Origin of the sequence: Paenarthrobacter ureafaciens, assembly GCF_004028095.1 — a bacterium.
Lineage (GTDB): Bacteria > Actinomycetota > Actinomycetes > Actinomycetales > Micrococcaceae > Arthrobacter > Arthrobacter ureafaciens.
Genome location: NZ_SBHM01000007.1, coordinates 997,082 through 1,013,869, shown reverse-complemented (window position 1 = coordinate 1,013,869; position 16,788 = coordinate 997,082). Strand labels below are relative to the sequence as shown.

Below are 16,788 nucleotides of genomic sequence, written 5' to 3'. Positions count from 1 at the left end.
TTAGGAGCGGAAGGCCTTACTCAGCCACCAGCAATGCCTGCGGCGCGGCCTGTTTCATCCGCGTCTTCAGCCAACTGATCTGTTGCTGCGTCTCCGCTTGGCATTTTTCAACCGCGCTCAGCAGTTCCTTGTCCCGGAGCGCAGAACCCGCCTGCTCAACCACCGTCCACGTTGCATCCACCAAGGTGGCCAACAGATACAGGTCCTGCAGGTCGCGGAGCAGCCCCACCGGCCCGCCCCTGGTCTCTGACAAGCCGTCAGCATGGAGGCGTTCGGGTTCGTCGTCCGAGCCGTCCTCGCCGTACCGTTCGGCCAAGGGTGCCAGCAATTACTCGTGATGGTCGCATTGTTTTGCCAGGGTCTGGCAGAGGAAATGGACATCCGGTTCGGCCCCGTGGCCCTCGGCCACCTGCCGGAACGAATCCGCCAGCGTTTGCTCACCCTTGTGCAGCAGTCCCAGATAGATGTTGAGGTTCACTGTTCTCCTCCTGCCGGCCGTGACGCTGTGGTTGTGGGCGCGGGGGCCATCCCGGCGCCGTCGCGGATCTTCTCGACTCTTACCGCCGCGTTCTTGAAAACCGGCTGCTTGGAGATCGGGTCCCACTCCGTGAGGGTTAGCTCGTTGGCGGCCGAGCGGAACGTATCGTCATCGGGCCGGTTGCCGTCGGCCCGGGGATCGTCCCAGTAGCCGTAGTGGAACGGGGCAAAGACAGTCCCGGGCCGGATACCGCTGACACGCGCGGGTGCCTCCACCACGCCGCGGCGCGAGGTGACCCGGACGACGTCGCCCTCGGAAATGCCAAACCTGGCAGCGTCATCCACGGAGAGCTCCACCCACATCCGCGGGGCCGCCGAATTCAGGGCCTTGGACCGGGCCGTCTTGGTCCGCGTGTGGAAGTGGTACGCGGTGCGGCCGGTCGAGTACAGCAGCGGATAGTCATCGTCCGGCTCTTCATGCGGGGGATGGAACATGGTGGTCTTGAGCCAGGCGCGGCCCTCGGGCTGCTTTGCTTTGTACGCTTCGGGCTCCACCTCGGCTCCGGTCAGAAGATGGTGCCCGAAGTTCTCGCAATACTCTGCATTGGAGGGGAACTGCCCGTCAGCGTAAAGGCGCTGCGTTCCCTCCGGACGCTCTTCGGTGCAGGGCCAAGGGATGCCGCTCCCGCCCCGCAGCTTGTCATAGCTCAATCCCGTGTAGTCGCACGGGCGGCCCCGCGAGCATTCCTTCCAAGCCTCGAAAGCGTCCTCGGGGCCGGTCCACGTCAGGAGGGGCTGACCGTCGAGGTTGGTGAAGCCCATCCGACGTGAGTAATCGAGGAAAATGTCCAGATCGCTGCGCGCTTCGCCCGGTGGGTCCACCGCTTTGTCCGAAAGGTGCACCACCCGGGAAGCGTTGGTGAAGGTGCCGGTCTTTTCGCCCCAGGCGGCTGCGGGAAGTACGACGTCGGCAACTTCCGCCGTCTCGGTCAGGTACAGGTCCTGGACCACCACGAACAGTTCGGGCTTGGCCAGGATCTTACGGATCCGCTGCAATTCGGGCAGCGACACCGCCGGGTTCGTGGCCGAGACCCACAGGAAGTTGATGGAACCCTGTTCGGCGTAGCGGAAGATCTGCATGGCGTGGGTCGGCGGCGCCCAGTGGGGAATGATCGCCGGGTCCACGTTCCAGAGGGCAGCGAGTTCGTTGATGTGGTCCGGGTTGTGCCAGTTACGGAAGCCCGGAAGGTCGCCGTCGGCCCCGCATTCCCTGTTGTTCTGCGCGGTGGGCTGGCCGTTCATCTGCAACAGCCCGGCTCCCGGGCGGCCCAGCATGCCACGCAGCAAATGGAGGTTGTTGACCTGGCAGGACGACGCCGTGGCCTGGTTGGACTGGTAGAACCCCTGCAACACCGTGGAAAGAACGCGTTCAGAGGTCCCGAAGATGCGGGCGGCCTTGCGGATGTCGTGGGCGCTGACCCCGCACACTGCGGCGGCCGCCTCGGGGGTCCATTCCTCCACCGTGGCCTTCAGGTCCTCGAAGCCCATGGTGTGCTCTTCGATGTAGGAAGGGTCGTGCCAATTGTTATGGAGTACTTCGCGGATGAGAGCGTGCATCAACGCGAGGTTGGTTCCCGGCCGGACCGCGAGGTGTACCTCTGCGTGGCGTGCGACGTCCGTATTCCGGGGGTCTACACACACCAGTCTGGGCGGGTTGGGCCCTGAGAGGCGGTCCAGGATGCGTGCCCACAGGACGGTTTGGGTTTCCGGCATGTTGTGGCCGTAGAGGAAGATCGCGTCGCAGCTGTCGATGTCCTCGTACGCGCCGGGCTGGCCATCCGCGCCGAAGGTCTCCTTGAGGGCCGAAGCTGCAGTGGCGGTGCAGAGCCGGGTGTTGCCGTCCATGTGCGGGGTGCCCACACCGGCCTTCCCGATCACTCCCAGCGCGTAGTACTCCTCGAGGAAGAGCTGGCCACTGGTATAAAAGCCATGGCTGAGCGGTCCCTTGTCCTTCAGCAGTTGCGTGCTGCGCTCGACGATCCGGTTCATGGCGGTGTCCCAGTCCGTTTCCACCAGGCGGCCGTTTTCGCGGATCAGCGGTTTGGTCAGGCGGTCCTTGTTTGCCACGCCCTGCCAGCTCGCGAAGAGTCCCTTCGGCCCCAGCCTGCCCTTGTTGATCACGTCCGCTTCCCGGCCGCGGATGCCCACCATGACGCCGTCCTTGACGGCAATATCGCAACCGCAGCCGTTGCTGCACAGGACGCACGCGGACTGGACCCAACGGTCCACGTCCCCTCCTTCGACGCCTTCCATCAGGGCGTAGTCCACCCGGGTGGGCCATTGCCCGTCCCTCTCATAGGGAGTCCTGGCACCCCAGATGTCCTTGATCCGGTCCGTCATGGGTGCCGCAGCATCCCCACTGTTTGGCTGTTCCATACCTACAGGATTATCAGCATGCTTATGTTCCGTCCAGATGCCCCGCCCGCCGGCCCAACTAGGTCGCATTTGTGCGCGTTTTCAGTGCTGAAAACGCGCACAAATGCGACCTGGTTGGGTGCCGGGGCGGGGGTGGGTGAGGGGAGGGACGGGATTTCCTGAGCCAGACTTGAGCAATTCCTCAGGAAAGCCTGAGCAGCCTGTCCCACACTCATAAAGAGGCGGTCGTCGAAGCCACGGAAGGAGGGTCGGGACCATGAGCAACAGCATGAGTGGACCCGCCCCCGATGGCAACGGTTCCCACCCGCCCCTGAATGCCGCTGTGATGCAGCCCGCAGCGGCATTGCAACTTCCCTCTGGAACGCTTGAATCCGGCCCGGCGCACCTTCACATGGGCACGCTGCGGTCGCTGGCTGAAGAACTGGGAGACGCTGCTCACGTGCTGCGCTTCCTCTCCACCTACCTGTCCATGCTGCCAACGCGGATGGGACGGATCGACGTGGGACTGGCCGCAGCCGAGGCTGAGCCCAGCCTCGAAGCGGTCCTGAGTCTGAAGATTTCCTCGTCGATGGTGGGCGCCCGCGTCACCGAACGCCATTGCACGGCCATGGAAAAGATGATCCGCAAAGACCGCCTGAGCGACGCCATCCAAGCCCTTCCAGCCCTCCGGCGGGTGACCGATCAGTGCTATGCCGCACGCCCGCACCTGCTGGACAGAGCTGCCGAAGCGTTGCTCCGCCGCGGCGGTCCATAAAGCACAGGCCCCGCGAACCCTCTGGGATTCAGGTTCGCGGGGCCTGTAAGTCTCCGTGCCGGCGGCTACCGTTCTCCCGCCGGCACGGCTTTCTTGTCCACGTGGATGTGCGTGGGGACAACAAGCAGTGCTACGAGGGCAAGGAGGCCCGCCGCGGCGAACACGTAGAATCCGGCTGGATAGGCGATATTGGCGGCTACCAAGGTGCCGGTCACGGCCGGGCCAACAATGGCGCCCAGGCGGCCAACGCCCGCAGCAAACCCGAGGCCTGTGCCGCGGAGGTGGGCCGGGAACAGCTGGCTCACCCACGCATAGACCAGTACCTGCGAACTGAAGACGAACACGCCGGTAACGAACACGGCTGCATTGAGCAGGAATTCGTTCTGGATCTTGACGCTCAGGATGGCCAGCAGAACACCGGACAAGCCGAACCACAGCAGCACGATCCGCTTTGTCCCATGCTTGTCAGCCAGGACACCTGCCAGGAACAGCCCGGCAACGGCCCCAAGGTTCAGCACAAGCAGCAGCGTCAGGCCGGTGCTGACCGGATAGCCGGCTGCGGCCATCAGCTGCGGCAGCCATGTGTTGAGGCCGTAAACCAGCAGCAGTCCCATGAACGACGCGATCCCGATTCCCACGGCGACCACGGGGTAGGGCTTGCGCAGAAGGTCGCGGAAGCCGGTCTTGGGCTCTTCGGTTGAACGCCCGACGGCGGCAGGGGCCTTGGCAGCGTCAGCGGACGGAGCGGGGGCTGCTTGGGGGAGGGATTCGGGCAGCTTGGCCCACAGGAACGGCAGCAGTACCAGGCCGGCCGCACCGCCAATGATGAACATGAGGCGCCAGTTGGGAATGATGAGGATGGCCAGCAAGGCAGTGGCCACGGCGCCCACGTGGTAGCCGGTCATGGTGCGCGTGGTGGACTTGCCCGCTGACCCCGCCGGGGCGTAGTCGTTCATGTAGGCCAAGGCTGCGGGGAGGCAGGCTCCCAGGCCCAGCCCTGCCAGGAGGCGAAGGACGGAGAACACGGCCACGTTGGGGGCGAACGCGACGGCCAAGGTGAAGAGGGAGAAACCTGCCACGCAAGCGATCAGTAGTTTGCGGCGCCCGAACTTGTCCGAGAGCGGGGCAATGAAGAGCGCACCCAAACCCACGCCGACCAGGGAGATGGTGGCTGCGAACGTGGCGCCAACTGCGTCGAAGCCAAGCTCGCCGGTCTTGATGAGCGTGGGAATGACCGTGCCCAGGACCACGAGGTCGAATCCGTCCAGGACCATGGCGAGCCAACAGAGCCACACAGGCCATTGTGAGCGGCGGGCAGATGTCATCGTCGGCATAGCGTCCTCGGTACATGATGGGTCGGATCCCGACCGTCAGAATGATCGGTTGGTTATGAGATTTGTATCACCGGGAGCTGTTACGTGACGCACGTTTTACCATTGAATGGAAGGCAGCCATGGCGGATGCCGCTGACCTTGGGAGGAAAATGGCCAACTCGGCGTCGGGCGATTCGGTGGTGGACCGCGTGGTCCGGGTCATCGCTGCCTTCCCTGAAGGAGTCACGACGCTCCAGCTGGCGGAGGTGGCGGAGCGGGCTTCCTTGCCTCTGTCAACGGCGCACCGGCTGGTCCGGCAACTGTCCGATCATGGCCTGTTGGACCTGGGCCCCGGCGGAACAGTCCGCTTGGGGTTGAGGCTGTGGGAGCTGGTGAACCGCAATTCGCCGACCCTCGCGCTGCGTCAGGCGGCGATGCCTTTCATGGAGGACATTCAGCAGGTCCTGAACCAGAACGTGAACCTGGCTGTGCTGGAAGGGTGGGAGGCACTCTTTGTTGAGCGCCTGTCCAGGCGTGGCTCGGTAACGAACAGGGCGCAGGTCGCCGGCCGCATGCCGGTCCATATTTCCTCGGCGGGCCTCGCTTTGATGGCCCACCAGCCCCGCGAACTGCAGGCGGAGTACCTCCGCCACTTCGAGGACCCCTCCGGAAAGGTGACTTCCGACGTCGTGCGTCACCTTCTGGCGGAAAGCGCCAGGCAAGGTTATGCCCAACTCGCGGGCGTCGTTGATCCGGACACGTGGGGCATCGCGGTCCCCGTGATGAACGGCAAGCGCCGGGCCGTCGCTGCTTTGGGCGTTGTGGTGCCCCTTGCGGAGGTGCGCCTCCAAGCGCTGGTACCGGCGCTCCAGACGGCGGCGCGGGGCATCAGCCGGCGTCTCGACGAGTAACTAGATTCCGTTCAACGGAATCCGTGTAACGCCTGTCACGCGCGCCGGTCCACACTGAGGTGAGACTCACCCGGGACCGCCGGGACCGCAACGGAGCGAGGAAATCATGGCACGCACCACCATCACCACCCAAGTCGCCATCATGGGCGCCGGACCCGCAGGGCTCATGCTCTCCCACCTGCTGGCGAAGCAGGGCATCGAATCGGTAGTGGTGGAGATCCGCAGCCGCAAGGACATCGAGGAAACGGTACGCGCCGGAATCCTGGAGCACGGAACCGTCAACCTGTTGGTTGACTCCGGAGTGTCGGATCGGGTGCTGCGCGAGGGTGACCGCCACGACGGCATTGAGCTGCGCCTCAACGGCGAAAGCCACCGGATCAACTTCAAGGAGCTCGTTGGGGAGTCGGTGTGGCTCTACCCGCAGACCGACGTCTTCATGGACCTCGCTGCCCGCCGTGAGGCCGACGGCGGCGACGTCCGGTACAGCGTCACGGACACCTCCGTGTCCGACCTCGAGGGCAAACCGAAAGTCTGGTTCACCGATTCGGATGGCCAGGAGTTCGAAATCCAGGCTGACTTCCTGGTGGGTGCCGACGGCTCGCGCAGCCACTGCCGCTTCCAGATCCCGGAGGCCAACCGCAAATGGTTCTTCCACGAGTACCCTTTTGCGTGGTTCGGAATTCTTGCCGAAGCCCCGCGCAGCTCGGACGAGCTTATCTATGCCAACTCGGAGCACGGATTCGCGCTCATCTCGCAGCGCACGGAAGCCGTCCAGCGCATGTACTTCCAGTGCGACCCCAAAGAAAACGTGGCCGACTGGGACGACGAACGCATCTGGTCCGAATTCCGCAAGCGCGTCAACGGCAACGGCTTTGAGCTCAAGGAAGGCCCTGTCCTGGACAAGATGGTCCTGCCTTTCCGCAGCTTCGTGCACACCCCCATGCGCTACGGCAACCTGTTCCTGGCCGGCGATGCCGCGCACACCGTTCCGCCGACCGGTGCCAAGGGCCTCAACCTGGCCATCAACGACGTCAAGGTGCTCTTTGAAGGCCTCGATTCCTTCTACTCGAAGGGTTCTTCGGCCCTGCTGGATTCCTACAGCGACCGAGCGCTGGACAGGGTTTGGAAGGCCCAGCACTTCTCCTACTGGATGACCTCGATGCTGCACACCGTCCCTGGCGCCGACGACTTTGATCGTGCCCGCCAGCTTGGTGAACTCCGCTCGGTGGTCTCCTCCGAACACGGAAAGGCATACCTCGCCGAGTCCTACACGGGGTGGCCGGAAGTCCGCTAGGCCCGGTACCCGTGGTGTCGCTGCGGGGCTGACAGTGGGACGATGTCCCTATGGATGACCAGGAGAAGTCCCGCCCCGCCGCGCCTTCGGAGGAACGCGGCTACGGTACTGGTGACGACGTCGGTTCGCCCACCACCCAGCAGATGCGGGCCGTCGGCCAGCGCCGGCGTGATGCGGAGCGGAAGCTGGATCAGCACCTTGAGGAGGCCAGGCACAAGGCCGAACTCCCGGATCCTGACGAGCAGAAGACCGAGAGCTGACGCTGCGCCATCAGTGAGGAGCTATTTCTTTCCCTTGGACGGTTCGGGGTTCTTGGGCATTGACTCCTGCTTGCCGTGCTTCCGTTCCGTGAACGGAGTGTCGCTGTCGTGGGCCTGGCCATGGTGTAGTTGCAGCGCAGAGTGGATGAGTGGAAAGTGGCTGAACGCTTGCGGGGTGTTTCCCAAGTGCCGCTGGTTCCGCGGGTCCCATTCTTCGCTCAGCAGTCCGACGTCGTTCCGCAAATCCAGGAGCCGTTCGAACATCTGCGTTGCCTCGTCCTTCCGATCGATGCCCAGCAAGGCATCCACCATCCAGAACGAGCACGCCAGGAATACTCCTTCGTGGCCCTCCAAGCCGTCGTGCCCGGATTCTGTCCTGTAGCGCAGCACCAGGCCGTCCTCGGTGAGCCGTTCCTGGATCGCCTTCACAGTGCCCGCAACCCGGGGGTGGTTGTGCGGCAGGAACCCCACGCGGGGAATGAGAAGCAGGCTCGCGTCCAGTTCCGTGCTGCCGTAAGACTGCACGAACGTGTTCAGCTCCTGATTGAAGCCATCGGTCATGACTTCCTTGTGGATGGTGGACCTGAGCGCAGCCCAGCGGTCAGCGGGTCCGGGCAGCCCGGACTTCCTGACGCCCTTGACCATGCGGTCGGCGGCCACCCATGCCATGACCTTCGAATGCGTGAAGTGGCGGCGCGGGCCCCGCATCTCCCATAACCCGTTATCCGGCTGGTCCCAGGCTCCTTCGAGGAATTCCATCAAAGCGATCTGGATATCCCAGGAGCTGTCCCCCGATCCCGCCGGGGAGGCTGCCCTGGTGAGGGCCAGGCCATCCAGGACCTCGCCCCAGACGTCCAGCTGCAGCTGCGGTGCCGCGGCATTGCCGATGCGAACGGGGGCTGAACCTTCGTAACCGGGCAGCCAAGGCAGGTCGAATTCGGGAAGCCGCCTGGCGCCGTCGAGCCCGTAGACAATCTGGAGGTCGGCCGGGTCCCCGGCCACCGCGCGGAGCAGCCAGTCCCGCCATGCTGCCGCTTCTTCCGTGTACCCGGCGGCCAGCAGTGACTGCAACGTCAGGGAAGCGTCGCGCAGCCAGCAGTAGCGGTAGTCCCAGTTCCGGGAGCCGCCCAGCTGTTCGGGAAGGGACGTGGTTGCAGCGGCCACGATCCCGCCCGTCGGTGCATAAGTGAGTGCTTTCAAGGTAATCAGCGAGCGCTCCACTGGTTCCTTGTATTTGCCCGTGATCTCGCTCCGGTCGATCCAGTCGCGCCAGAACGAACAGGTGGTGTCCAGGGCCCGGGAGGGATTGATCCGGCGGGGCTCGGGTTCGTGGCTTGGCGCCCACCGCAGCACAAAAGGAATCCGTTCCCCGGCCCGGACGGTGAACTCGCTGACGGTTCGCTTGTCGTGGCCTCGAAGCGGGGCATGCGTGGTGAGGTAGGCCGAATCCGGACCCGCTACGGCGCTGATTCCCTGGCCATGCCTCCGCACCCACGGCACCACGCGTCCGTAGTCGAAGCGGAGCACGAGTTCCATGGTCATGGCCACTTCGCCGCTGAGGCCCTCGACAATCCGGACCAGGTCCACGGCGTCGTCGCGCACCGGCATGAAGTCCGTGACCCGGACGCTGCCGCCGTCCACATCCCATTCCGTTTCCAGGATCAGCGTGTCTTCGCGGTACCGGCGGCGCGTGCAGTTGCCGTCACTGCCTGGGGCCGGGTTGGCGGGGGCCAGGAGCCACCGGCCGGCGTCACTATCCGCCAGCAGAGCGGCGAAGCAGGCCGGCGAGTCGAACCGGGGCAGGCACATCCAATCGATGGAGCCGTTGCGGCCCACCAAGGCGGCCGTATGGAGGTCTCCGATCAGTGCGTAATCCTCGATCTTCGGCATAGGGCGGCTCCTTGCTTTCCCGGGGACAGGACTTAGCCTGACCGTACCCGCTTGCCGGGAACAGGGCGAGTGCGGCGGACCGTTCGCCTGGTCCGGCACGGCGTTTCTGCGTGGGACAAAGAAGGACACAAAACCCTAGCCGTCAGCGGAATTGATCAGTACTCTGACTATATCCAACGGTCGGGATTACCCCCTGTGCCCGACCGGACGCGGAAGGAGCACGTCATGAGAATAGGTTCTTCCATTGCATTGATCGCCATAGGAGCCATCCTGGCCTTCGCCCTGGCACCGGGGCTGATTCCCTTCATGGACCAGGTGCTGATCGGCTACATCCTGATGGTGGTAGGCGTGCTGGGCCTCATCATTTCCATCATCATGTCCAACCGGACACGCCACACGGTGGTGGAACGGCGCACGGCCCCGGAGACCATTGTGGAGAGGCGCCCGGAAGTCTGACCTCGCCGAAGGTCAACAGCGCACGACGGCGGCAGCCCCGCCGTCGTGCGCTGTGACCGTTAGGCTGCTCTTTATGGAGAAGACATTCGAATTCGAACGCGTGAATGAGGACGAGTACTTGGTGCGCTGGGCCTCGGAGGGGCAGACCGGCGAATCGGTGGTCCGGGTAAATCCGGACTTCCTCACCGAGGTGGGCCTGGGCGATTTCGAGCAGCAGGCCGTAGTTGAGGAGACCGCCGAACTGCTGGCCGAGCGGCAACCAGTCATTGACTTCCCCCTCACGGTCGACTTGGAAGAGATCGCCGCCGCATACGAGGATTTCGCCGAACAGCTGCGCACCCGCCTCGCAGCCAAGTAGCCCGCGTTCTCAGCCAGTGGGGGCGTCGTACCTCAGCTGTCCGTCCAGTACCCGGCTGCCGGACGTGACCGCGTGATCCACCAGCTTTGGCCCTGGCATGAGGTGCCGTACGTGAACCCCGTGCAGCAGGGTGCAGTGATCTGAGATGAGGCGCCGGTGGCAGCGCCACCACACTGTTTCGCTGCACATGATGGCGGTACGCTGCCGGTCGGCTTCTGCCAGGAGTTGCTTCAGGGCTGCCTCGAATTCCGGCGTCCGCATGTAGCCGGCGTAAGCGCGGAAGGAATCGTTGCGGAGCGAGGTGTCCGGAGAGTCCGGGAGGAGTCTGCGGAAGCCGCCCAGTTCCTTCTCCCAGCGGTACGCGATGCCTGCCTCCGGGAGCCAGGCCTCCATCGAATCCTTGCCAAAGTGCGGATGCTTCCGGCTGCCCGGCCCGATCCGAACATCAACAAGCGACTCCACCCCCGCCCACCGCAGAAGCTCGACGAAGTCGGCTTGGGGTGTGGTGCCGTGGCCTACGGTGAAGAGCTGCATACCTGCCATTAAATACAGTGACCACCCAGGTTGCTGGCTCCTGCGGCCATCACCATTGGACGTGGACGTCGAACTCCCAGGCTGCCCTGCCGGTTGATTGGCATGCAGCCTTGCGGACGGCCTCCGGTGCCCGGTCGAGCCTGCTCGCGTGCACCACCAGTCCGGGTATCTGAAGGACGCTGAGTTCGAACCATCCATCGGCGGCCAACGTCACGATGGCCGTGAGTGTCCGGATGGCGCTGCCGGGCCGCACCTCATCAAGAGGCGGGGTTTGGCTCCCGTGGGAAGCGGCATGCTTATCTGCACGGGAATCGGCCAGAAGGGGTGCCAAGGAGACCTCCAGCGCACTGGACTTTGGACGGCCAACTTCTCGACTGGCACGAGCATATAAAAACCTGCATGGCCTATGTCAATAACCTGGGGGTCTATTTCGTCTAAACGCGGAGGAAATCAGCTTTCCACCACTTCGACGAGGCGCTCGCCGTTGTAGTAGTCCAGCTGCCAGCCGTCCACGGCGTGGTGGTGGGCCAGGTTCAAGACAGCGTTGTGGACACTGTCCAGCTTCCGGCCGATGGCACGGCTGAGGGTCAGCCGGATCAATGTCCCATGGCTGACCACCAACACGCGCTGCCCGGCGAATTCCTCGGCGAGATCGTTCAGTGCGTCAATTCCGCGGGCTGCTGCATCGTCATCGCTTTCGCCCCCGCGGAATCCTCCCGGGATCCGCAATGCTTCGAGTTCCGGCCCGGCCTGAAGCCCCTCTGCGGGGCCAAAGCTGCGTTCGATGAGTTTCGGTACGCGGCGCGCAATGTTCAGTCCAAGCCCCTCTGCGATCAAGTCCGCGGTTTCGGCGGCGCGGCTCAGCGGCGAAGAGACGATGGTGTCCCACTCATAAGCGGACAGCACATTGACGGCGTCCCGGGCCTGCTGTCGCCCCACGTCATTCAGCGGAATATCCGTGGCGCCCTGAAGCCTGCGCTCGGCATTCCAGTCGGTTTGGCCATGGCGTACGAGGGCGAAAGTCGTGAGGGTCATGCGTCCCATTCTGCCCTGAAGTCCCGGCGCTCCGCAGTTCAGTACGCCACACGGATTCATGTGCCGGGTTGCCCCTTCGCCGAGGTAGTAAGTATCCTGATGACTAATCTGGTGAACCGGATGATGCTGTTCAGATGCAGGGTTGCTCGAGCCGCAAGGAATTCGCTCCACACAGCGGACCGCGCGGCTACCGTGAAAGTTTGATCGACGGCGTTACCTGGTAGGTGATGGACATTGAGGGTCCATCGCGCACGGGAACGCCTGAAGGGCGTGACAATTGGTGGGCAAGAGAGACGAGACCGTGGATACCCGCGGCACCGAATCGGCCGAATCAAGTGGTGGCATCGTTGATGACCGTTACGAGTTGGGATCCGTGCTCGGCAGGGGAGCCATGTCCACGGTGTACCGGGCCAAGGATCTTCGGCTTGGCAGGGAAGTTGCCCTTAAGCTGTTCCTCCCGGGCTCCGGCGACGAGTCGTTCAAGCTCCGTCAGCAGACGGAGATGCGGCTCCTGGCCGCATTCGATCACCCGGGACTGGTTCAGGCTTACGACGCCGGCGTTGACACCCGCAATGATGAAGAACGGGCCTACCTCGTCATGGAGCTCGCCGAAGGCCGCGACCTGAGGGCAGTGCTCAGCGACGCTCCGCTCAGCGTTGAAGACACGGCGGCCATTGGTGCGCGCTTGGCCGGCGCCCTGGCACAGGTGCATGAGCACGGAGTGATCCACCGCGACATCAAACCTGCGAACATCCTGGTCTCGGACGAATCAGGCGACGCGAAGTCGGTGAAATTGGCGGACTTCGGCGTCGCCCTGGTCATGTCGGACAACCGGCTCACCGCCACCGGCTTCACGGTGGGCACCGCGCAGTACCTCAGCCCCGAGCAGGCCCAAGGCCTGCACCTGACCCCGGCCAGCGACATCTACTCTCTGGGCCTGGTGCTGCTGGAATGCCTGACGGGTAAAGCCGAATATCCGGGCACTCCGGTGGAAACCGCGGCGGCCCGGCTGCATCGCAGGCCCCAGGTCCCCGAGGACTTGCCCGCTCCCGTTATCAGCCTCCTTGAGGCCATGACGGACATGGACCCGGAGCGGCGGCCCTCGGCAGACGCCGTCGAGCAGGCCCTAACCAGCCCGCGACGGTTGTCCGCCATGGCAGCGACCGCTGTCCTGCCGCCCGTCGCTCCGACGACTGCGCCGGTTGCATCCAGTGCGCCGGTAGCCGCGCGGACCCCGCACGTTCCTTCCGCCCCGCGCGTTCCTTCGGCACGCCGCGCGGCGCGAGTGTCCGCGGCGCGACGTGGGCAGGAAAACCTGAGGCCCACCAGCAAGCCCGGAAGGAAGCTCCTTGGTGGCGTTGCGGCCGGTGTTGCGGCCATTCCTCTGGCCGTGGTCCTGTTCCTGCAGGGCGGCTCCATTGCCGGTACCTCGGCTGATCCTTCGGGGCCCGCCGATCCGGGAACTTCATCGAATGAACGCCAAACCAGCGTGCCCGTGGAAGCGGCCAACACCACCCCGGACAACACTGTTCCGGCAGCTGTTGTGGTCCCGGTTGCTGAGGAGGCCCAGGTTGTCACCGGGCAGGTCCAGCCCGCGCCGGCGAACGTACCGCAAGAACCAGCCCCGGCGCAGGCCCCGGAGGTCAAGAAGGCCCCCGAGTCCACCATGGACGGTCAGGTCATCGCCGAGGTCAAGAGCGGCGGCAAGAACAAGACCAATTCCGGTAAGGGCAAGGAAGGGAAGTAGCAGCCCCCTCTCCTTCCTTGGGTAAGCCGAAGTATCGGCGCAGTTCAGGAGCGGATTGCCAGTTGGCGGGCGCGTAGTTGAAGGTCGCGCCCGCCGGAAATATGAGTACCAACTACTCGTGTGCCGAGGGAAGGTAAGCATATTTACTAATGACGGCAGGACCGCACGGATGCCCGGTTCTCCAGTTCCCCTTGTGGGATGGGGCCGCGGCATGCATCGGGTCCCGCCGGGGGCCCGGGCGGCGTTACCCAGAGACGCTGCCCGGCAACCTCCGGCCCTGAATCCGGCTCTGTCAACAACGACGGCGGTAGTCGCCGTACAGCGCTGCCGAACTGACTCCGCGTGCCTGCAACCCGAGCAGGATCGGAGAAGCAAGGCCCGCCACCACCGGCATAAGGTGAACCAACAAACAGGAACCCACGAAGGAGGAGCCATGCCTTACACCGTCGACTTCCAGAACGTCTCCACCGCGGGGCTTGAGTCTTCCCCTGTCGCGGAAGCGCTCGCAGGGCTGCGGGCCAACGAAGCGCGGTACTTCAAGAACAAGTACAACCACGTCTTCGCCACGGTCCCGGCGGAGGAGTCCCCGGAGATCGTCGACTACGTGAACCGGGTCCTTAAGGAGCGGGACCTCGTCATCGAGTCGCGGCCCCTCGAGGTCACGTCCTTTGAGGTGGAAGGCACCCGCTGGACGTACGTGTTCTACGAATCCGGCCTGTCCATCAATGTCCTGTACGGCCTTGATGAGGGATCCAAACGGGCTGTTGGCTTCAAGCTCTCCCAAGGCATGGAGATCCCGGCGGAACTGGCCGGCACCTTCAAGTTCGCACGGCAGAAGTCCAAACTGGCAGGAGAGATCCGGGGCTCGTTCTTTGTGATCAAAGGCGAATACTCCATCTGAGTGGCAGTAGGGGTTGTTCCCAGCGCTGGGAACAACCCCTACTGCCAGTTACATGCCGGGTGTAGCCGTCAATTGGATGCCCGGCGTGGCCCTCACCGCGTTGGTGGTCCGGTCGGCCACCACCTGTGCTTCGCTGCCGGAGTCCAGGACGGTGTTGTGGACAGAGGCGGATTCGACCAGGACGGTGGTCACTTGCAGTCGTTCCGTAGCCCGGCTTGCCAGCAGTGCGTCCACCTGCGCTTCAAAGCAGGATTCGCTCGATGTGGCCTGGACGTCCTTGGCCACCACGTGGTTGGTGGAGACCATGTTGCCCGCACCCTCGGCGAGCTTGATGATCACGGGGGCTGTTCCGGAGGGCCGGATGCTCTCCGAATCCACGATCAAGGAGAAATGGTTCGCGAAGATCGAGTTGTGGTTGCCGTGGACGTTGAGCAGTCCAAAGTCATCGTCCAAGCCGTTGTCGATCCCGAAGAAGGGCGTCCAGGGTTCGTGATCGCGGAGGAAGTGGTTGGTGGCCACGAGGTTCTCCGAGCTGCCCTCTGCAAGGATCACCATCCCGGGGTAGAACGAGTGCAGGCGGTTGTTAGTGACGCTTGAGCGTGTGACCCCGGAAAGGTGGACGCTGCTGGCACCACGGGGGAAGACATTGTTGGCCGTTATCAGTAGGCCGCCATGGTTCTCCGCGTAGATTGAATGGCCTTTGAAGCCTGCGCCGATCAGGTTGTCGGTGATCTTGGATGCCTGTCCCCATCCCCGCAGTTCGATGCAGTTCCCGCATTCGGCAATGAAGTTGTCGTGGATGGAGAGCGCATCAGCTTTGTGGATGGCAAGGGCATGCTCCAGGTAGATGAACCCCATGCCATTGACGCGGAAGGAGTCATTGGCGCTGGCAACGTGAATGCCGGTCTTACCGTTGACGTACGTGTTCTCCGCAGGGAGCGCGGAGCCGTCCGGTGAGAAGTGCAGGCCATCGATGCAGAAGTCGGTGAACTCAACGGAACTGATCCGGGGGCTGCCCTCACGCTTGACGAGGAAAGCGGCCCCCTCTGATTCGTCCGCAGAGTCGCCCGCAGCGAGGTCCACCAGGATCCGGCTGCCCCCGGGCCACAGTTCGTGCAAACCGGACCATTCTTCCTGCGGCACGTTGAACCGGATGCTCGATGACGTGAAGCCATGCCCTGAACCTTGGATCCTGAGGAAGCTTATGTCGATCAGTACCTGTGTGCGCAGGCGATAATCACCGGGCGGAAGGTAGATCACCGCACCCGGCTTACCGCCGTCGTTCACGTCCGCGGCGGTTTGCCGCTGCTTGATGTCGGCGATGATGCTGTTGATGACTTCTCCGACGTCCTCGAAAGGGTTGCCAACAGGCCACGTGGTGACGTCGTAGTAGTTGTTGCTGGACATGGTGTGAATCCCCTCGGGGTGGTGGGTTGGGAGCGTGGTCATTCCTGGGCCTTTGTGGATCACGGGACCAACGCTTCCTGTTCCGGCAGGTCCATGTGCAGCTCGGCCAATGTCGGCGGGTTGGCGCCCGCCCGGCGGACTGTGATGGCGGCAGCTTTGGCCGCAGTCCGACCCAACGAAGCCAGCACTGACGCTGAGAGACCTTCGCTTCCGCGATGCAAGAGGCCATGGATCAAAGCCGACATATAGGAATCGCCCGCGCCGATGGTATCTGCCACTTTGGACCCGACAGCGGGAACCACAGCGTGGGCCTGCGCGGTAGCAAGCACTGAACCCCGGGACCCGGCGGTGATGGCCACCAGCCGTGCGCCGAGTCCGAGGATGTGCCCGGGGACGTCGTCCAGGTGCACCCCCGGGTACAACCACTGCGCATCCTCGTCGCTGAGCTTGACCACGTCGGTGAGCGGGACCAGCTCTTCGAAGATGCTCCTGGCCTCAGCGTGGCTTCCCAAGAGGGCCGGGCGGATGTTCGGGTCATATGTCACCAGGCAGCGCTCATGGGATTGGAGCAGCAACTCCTTCACGGCCGCTGCTCCGGGGGCCAGGAAGGTGGCAATCGATCCCGTGTGCAGGATCTTGGGCAAAGTGGCCGGAGCCGTTCCGGGAAGGGTCCAGCGGATATCAAAGTCGTAGTGTGCTGAGCCGTCGTCAGCGAGCGTGGCCGTTGCCGTCGCGGTCCGGCCCGGGCGCCGGGAGCCCGGCAGGAGGGTCACGCCGGCACCGCTGAGGTGCTGTTCGATGGCAGCCGCCCGGGGGTCGTCGCCAATCGACGTCAAAAGCGCGGTTTCAACCCCCAACCGGCCTAAGCCGTAGGCAACATTGGTTGGTGATCCTCCGGGATGTTCCACGGACCCTTGGGCTGAAACAACGATGTCCATGATCGCTTCGCCCACCACCAGGACTTCCAGCGGGTTCCTGGGGTCAGAGGTTGGCCGGGTACTTTGCATCGGGAGTC

General features: G+C 64.0%; 18 protein-coding genes. 8 read left to right on the top strand and 10 right to left on the bottom strand.

What is annotated here, in order from left to right; genetic code table 11:
* Positions 1–16 precede the first annotated feature (16 nt).
* From AUR_RS08935 to AUR_RS08930, 3 genes are read right to left on the bottom strand one after another with little or no spacing between them, the layout of a single operon-like run.
* Positions 17–328: a hypothetical protein gene (locus AUR_RS08935; protein ID WP_241650891.1), complete on the bottom strand. Its 312-nt coding sequence runs from the start codon at positions 326–328 to the stop codon at positions 17–19.
* The gene (locus AUR_RS20520; protein WP_241650890.1) at positions 329–478 is read right to left on the bottom strand and encodes a hypothetical protein; all 150 of its coding nucleotides are present in this window, start codon (positions 476–478) and stop codon (positions 329–331) included.
* Complete coding sequence (locus tag AUR_RS08930; protein ID WP_062098500.1) at positions 475–2,877, bottom strand: molybdopterin oxidoreductase family protein; 2,403 nt, start codon at positions 2,875–2,877, stop codon at positions 475–477. Before AUR_RS08930 ends, AUR_RS20520 begins: the two co-directional genes overlap by 4 nt.
* A gap of 292 nt (positions 2,878–3,169) precedes the next feature.
* Between AUR_RS08930 and AUR_RS08925 the strand changes: the two genes are divergently transcribed.
* The gene (locus AUR_RS08925) at positions 3,170–3,667 is read left to right on the top strand and encodes an Hpt domain-containing protein (protein ID WP_241650889.1); all 498 of its coding nucleotides are present in this window, start codon (positions 3,170–3,172) and stop codon (positions 3,665–3,667) included.
* Between the two features lie 65 nt (positions 3,668–3,732).
* Here AUR_RS08925 and AUR_RS08920 read toward each other — a convergent pair whose 3' ends face one another.
* Positions 3,733–5,001, bottom strand: a complete 1,269-nt coding sequence (locus tag AUR_RS08920; RefSeq protein WP_062098498.1) for an MFS transporter — start codon at positions 4,999–5,001, stop codon at positions 3,733–3,735.
* A gap of 149 nt (positions 5,002–5,150) precedes the next feature.
* Between AUR_RS08920 and AUR_RS08915 the strand changes: the two genes are divergently transcribed.
* From AUR_RS08915 to AUR_RS08905, 3 genes are all read left to right on the top strand, one after another.
* A complete protein-coding gene (locus tag AUR_RS08915; RefSeq protein WP_031216704.1) occupies positions 5,151–5,891 on the top strand; it encodes an IclR family transcriptional regulator in 741 nt (246 codons plus the stop codon).
* Positions 5,892–5,997: 106 nt separating this feature from the next.
* Entirely contained in the window at positions 5,998–7,185 is a 1,188-nt protein-coding gene (locus AUR_RS08910) for a 4-hydroxybenzoate 3-monooxygenase (protein WP_128397117.1), read from the top strand.
* Positions 7,186–7,235: 50 nt separating this feature from the next.
* Entirely contained in the window at positions 7,236–7,445 is a 210-nt protein-coding gene (locus AUR_RS08905) for a hypothetical protein (protein ID WP_062098494.1), read from the top strand.
* A 21-nt stretch (positions 7,446–7,466) separates the two neighbouring features.
* Here the strand turns inward: AUR_RS08905 and AUR_RS08900 are convergent, their stop codons facing one another.
* A complete protein-coding gene (locus AUR_RS08900; RefSeq protein ID WP_062098492.1) occupies positions 7,467–9,335 on the bottom strand; it encodes a glycoside hydrolase family 15 protein in 1,869 nt (622 codons plus the stop codon).
* A gap of 225 nt (positions 9,336–9,560) precedes the next feature.
* Between AUR_RS08900 and AUR_RS08895 the strand changes: the two genes are divergently transcribed.
* Both AUR_RS08895 and AUR_RS08890 read left to right on the top strand, forming a co-directional pair.
* Positions 9,561–9,791 (top strand): DUF6458 family protein, encoded by a 231-nt coding sequence (locus tag AUR_RS08895; RefSeq protein WP_021472945.1) that lies wholly within the window; start codon positions 9,561–9,563, stop codon positions 9,789–9,791.
* 73 nt (positions 9,792–9,864) lie between these two features.
* Positions 9,865–10,149, top strand: a complete 285-nt coding sequence (locus tag AUR_RS08890) for a hypothetical protein (RefSeq protein ID WP_062098490.1) — start codon at positions 9,865–9,867, stop codon at positions 10,147–10,149.
* Positions 10,150–10,158: 9 nt separating this feature from the next.
* Here the strand turns inward: AUR_RS08890 and AUR_RS08885 are convergent, their stop codons facing one another.
* The 3 genes from AUR_RS08885 to AUR_RS08875 all read right to left on the bottom strand — a co-directional run bounded on the left by AUR_RS08885 (position 10,159) and on the right by AUR_RS08875 (position 11,727).
* The gene (locus tag AUR_RS08885; RefSeq protein ID WP_062098488.1) at positions 10,159–10,692 is read right to left on the bottom strand and encodes a DUF488 domain-containing protein; all 534 of its coding nucleotides are present in this window, start codon (positions 10,690–10,692) and stop codon (positions 10,159–10,161) included.
* A gap of 40 nt (positions 10,693–10,732) precedes the next feature.
* Entirely contained in the window at positions 10,733–11,014 is a 282-nt protein-coding gene (locus AUR_RS08880) for a hypothetical protein (protein WP_062098486.1), read from the bottom strand.
* 119 nt (positions 11,015–11,133) lie between these two features.
* Positions 11,134–11,727 (bottom strand): histidine phosphatase family protein, encoded by a 594-nt coding sequence (locus AUR_RS08875; protein ID WP_062098484.1) that lies wholly within the window; start codon positions 11,725–11,727, stop codon positions 11,134–11,136.
* A gap of 271 nt (positions 11,728–11,998) precedes the next feature.
* On the opposite strand from AUR_RS08875, the gene AUR_RS08870 reads away from it, so the two are divergent.
* Positions 11,999–13,465 (top strand): serine/threonine-protein kinase, encoded by a 1,467-nt coding sequence (locus tag AUR_RS08870; protein WP_062099393.1) that lies wholly within the window; start codon positions 11,999–12,001, stop codon positions 13,463–13,465.
* Between the two features lie 433 nt (positions 13,466–13,898).
* A complete protein-coding gene (locus AUR_RS08865; protein WP_021472951.1) occupies positions 13,899–14,366 on the top strand; it encodes a hypothetical protein in 468 nt (155 codons plus the stop codon).
* Between the two features lie 48 nt (positions 14,367–14,414).
* On the opposite strand, the gene AUR_RS08860 is transcribed toward AUR_RS08865, so the two are convergent.
* Both AUR_RS08860 and AUR_RS08855 read right to left on the bottom strand, forming a co-directional pair.
* Positions 14,415–15,773 carry a NosD domain-containing protein gene (locus AUR_RS08860; RefSeq protein WP_062099390.1) on the bottom strand — a complete coding sequence of 453 codons (1,359 nt, stop codon included), beginning with the start codon at positions 15,771–15,773 and terminating at the stop codon, positions 14,415–14,417.
* Positions 15,774–15,832: 59 nt separating this feature from the next.
* Entirely contained in the window at positions 15,833–16,780 is a 948-nt protein-coding gene (locus AUR_RS08855; RefSeq protein WP_062098482.1) for a carbohydrate kinase family protein, read from the bottom strand.
* Between the last annotated feature and the right edge of the window lie 8 nt (positions 16,781–16,788).

Coding starts and splice junctions, on each gene's coding strand:
- AUR_RS08920 (WP_062098498.1), bottom strand. CDS start 5,001: ATGCCGACGATGACATCTGCCCGCCGCTCACAATGGCCTGTGTGGCTC.
- AUR_RS08900 (WP_062098492.1), bottom strand. CDS start 9,335: ATGCCGAAGATCGAGGATTACGCACTGATCGGAGACCTCCATACGGCC.
- AUR_RS08915 (WP_031216704.1), top strand. CDS start 5,151: ATGGCCAACTCGGCGTCGGGCGATTCGGTGGTGGACCGCGTGGTCCGG.
- AUR_RS08905 (WP_062098494.1), top strand. CDS start 7,236: ATGGATGACCAGGAGAAGTCCCGCCCCGCCGCGCCTTCGGAGGAACGC.
- AUR_RS08890 (WP_062098490.1), top strand. CDS start 9,865: ATGGAGAAGACATTCGAATTCGAACGCGTGAATGAGGACGAGTACTTG.
- AUR_RS08930 (WP_062098500.1), bottom strand. CDS start 2,877: ATGACGGACCGGATCAAGGACATCTGGGGTGCCAGGACTCCCTATGAG.
- AUR_RS08925 (WP_241650889.1), top strand. CDS start 3,170: ATGAGCAACAGCATGAGTGGACCCGCCCCCGATGGCAACGGTTCCCAC.
- AUR_RS08910 (WP_128397117.1), top strand. CDS start 5,998: ATGGCACGCACCACCATCACCACCCAAGTCGCCATCATGGGCGCCGGA.
- AUR_RS08855 (WP_062098482.1), bottom strand. CDS start 16,780: ATGCAAAGTACCCGGCCAACCTCTGACCCCAGGAACCCGCTGGAAGTC.
- AUR_RS08885 (WP_062098488.1), bottom strand. CDS start 10,692: ATGGCAGGTATGCAGCTCTTCACCGTAGGCCACGGCACCACACCCCAA.
- AUR_RS08860 (WP_062099390.1), bottom strand. CDS start 15,773: ATGTCCAGCAACAACTACTACGACGTCACCACGTGGCCTGTTGGCAAC.
- AUR_RS08865 (WP_021472951.1), top strand. CDS start 13,899: ATGCCTTACACCGTCGACTTCCAGAACGTCTCCACCGCGGGGCTTGAG.
- AUR_RS08895 (WP_021472945.1), top strand. CDS start 9,561: ATGAGAATAGGTTCTTCCATTGCATTGATCGCCATAGGAGCCATCCTG.
- AUR_RS08875 (WP_062098484.1), bottom strand. CDS start 11,727: ATGGGACGCATGACCCTCACGACTTTCGCCCTCGTACGCCATGGCCAA.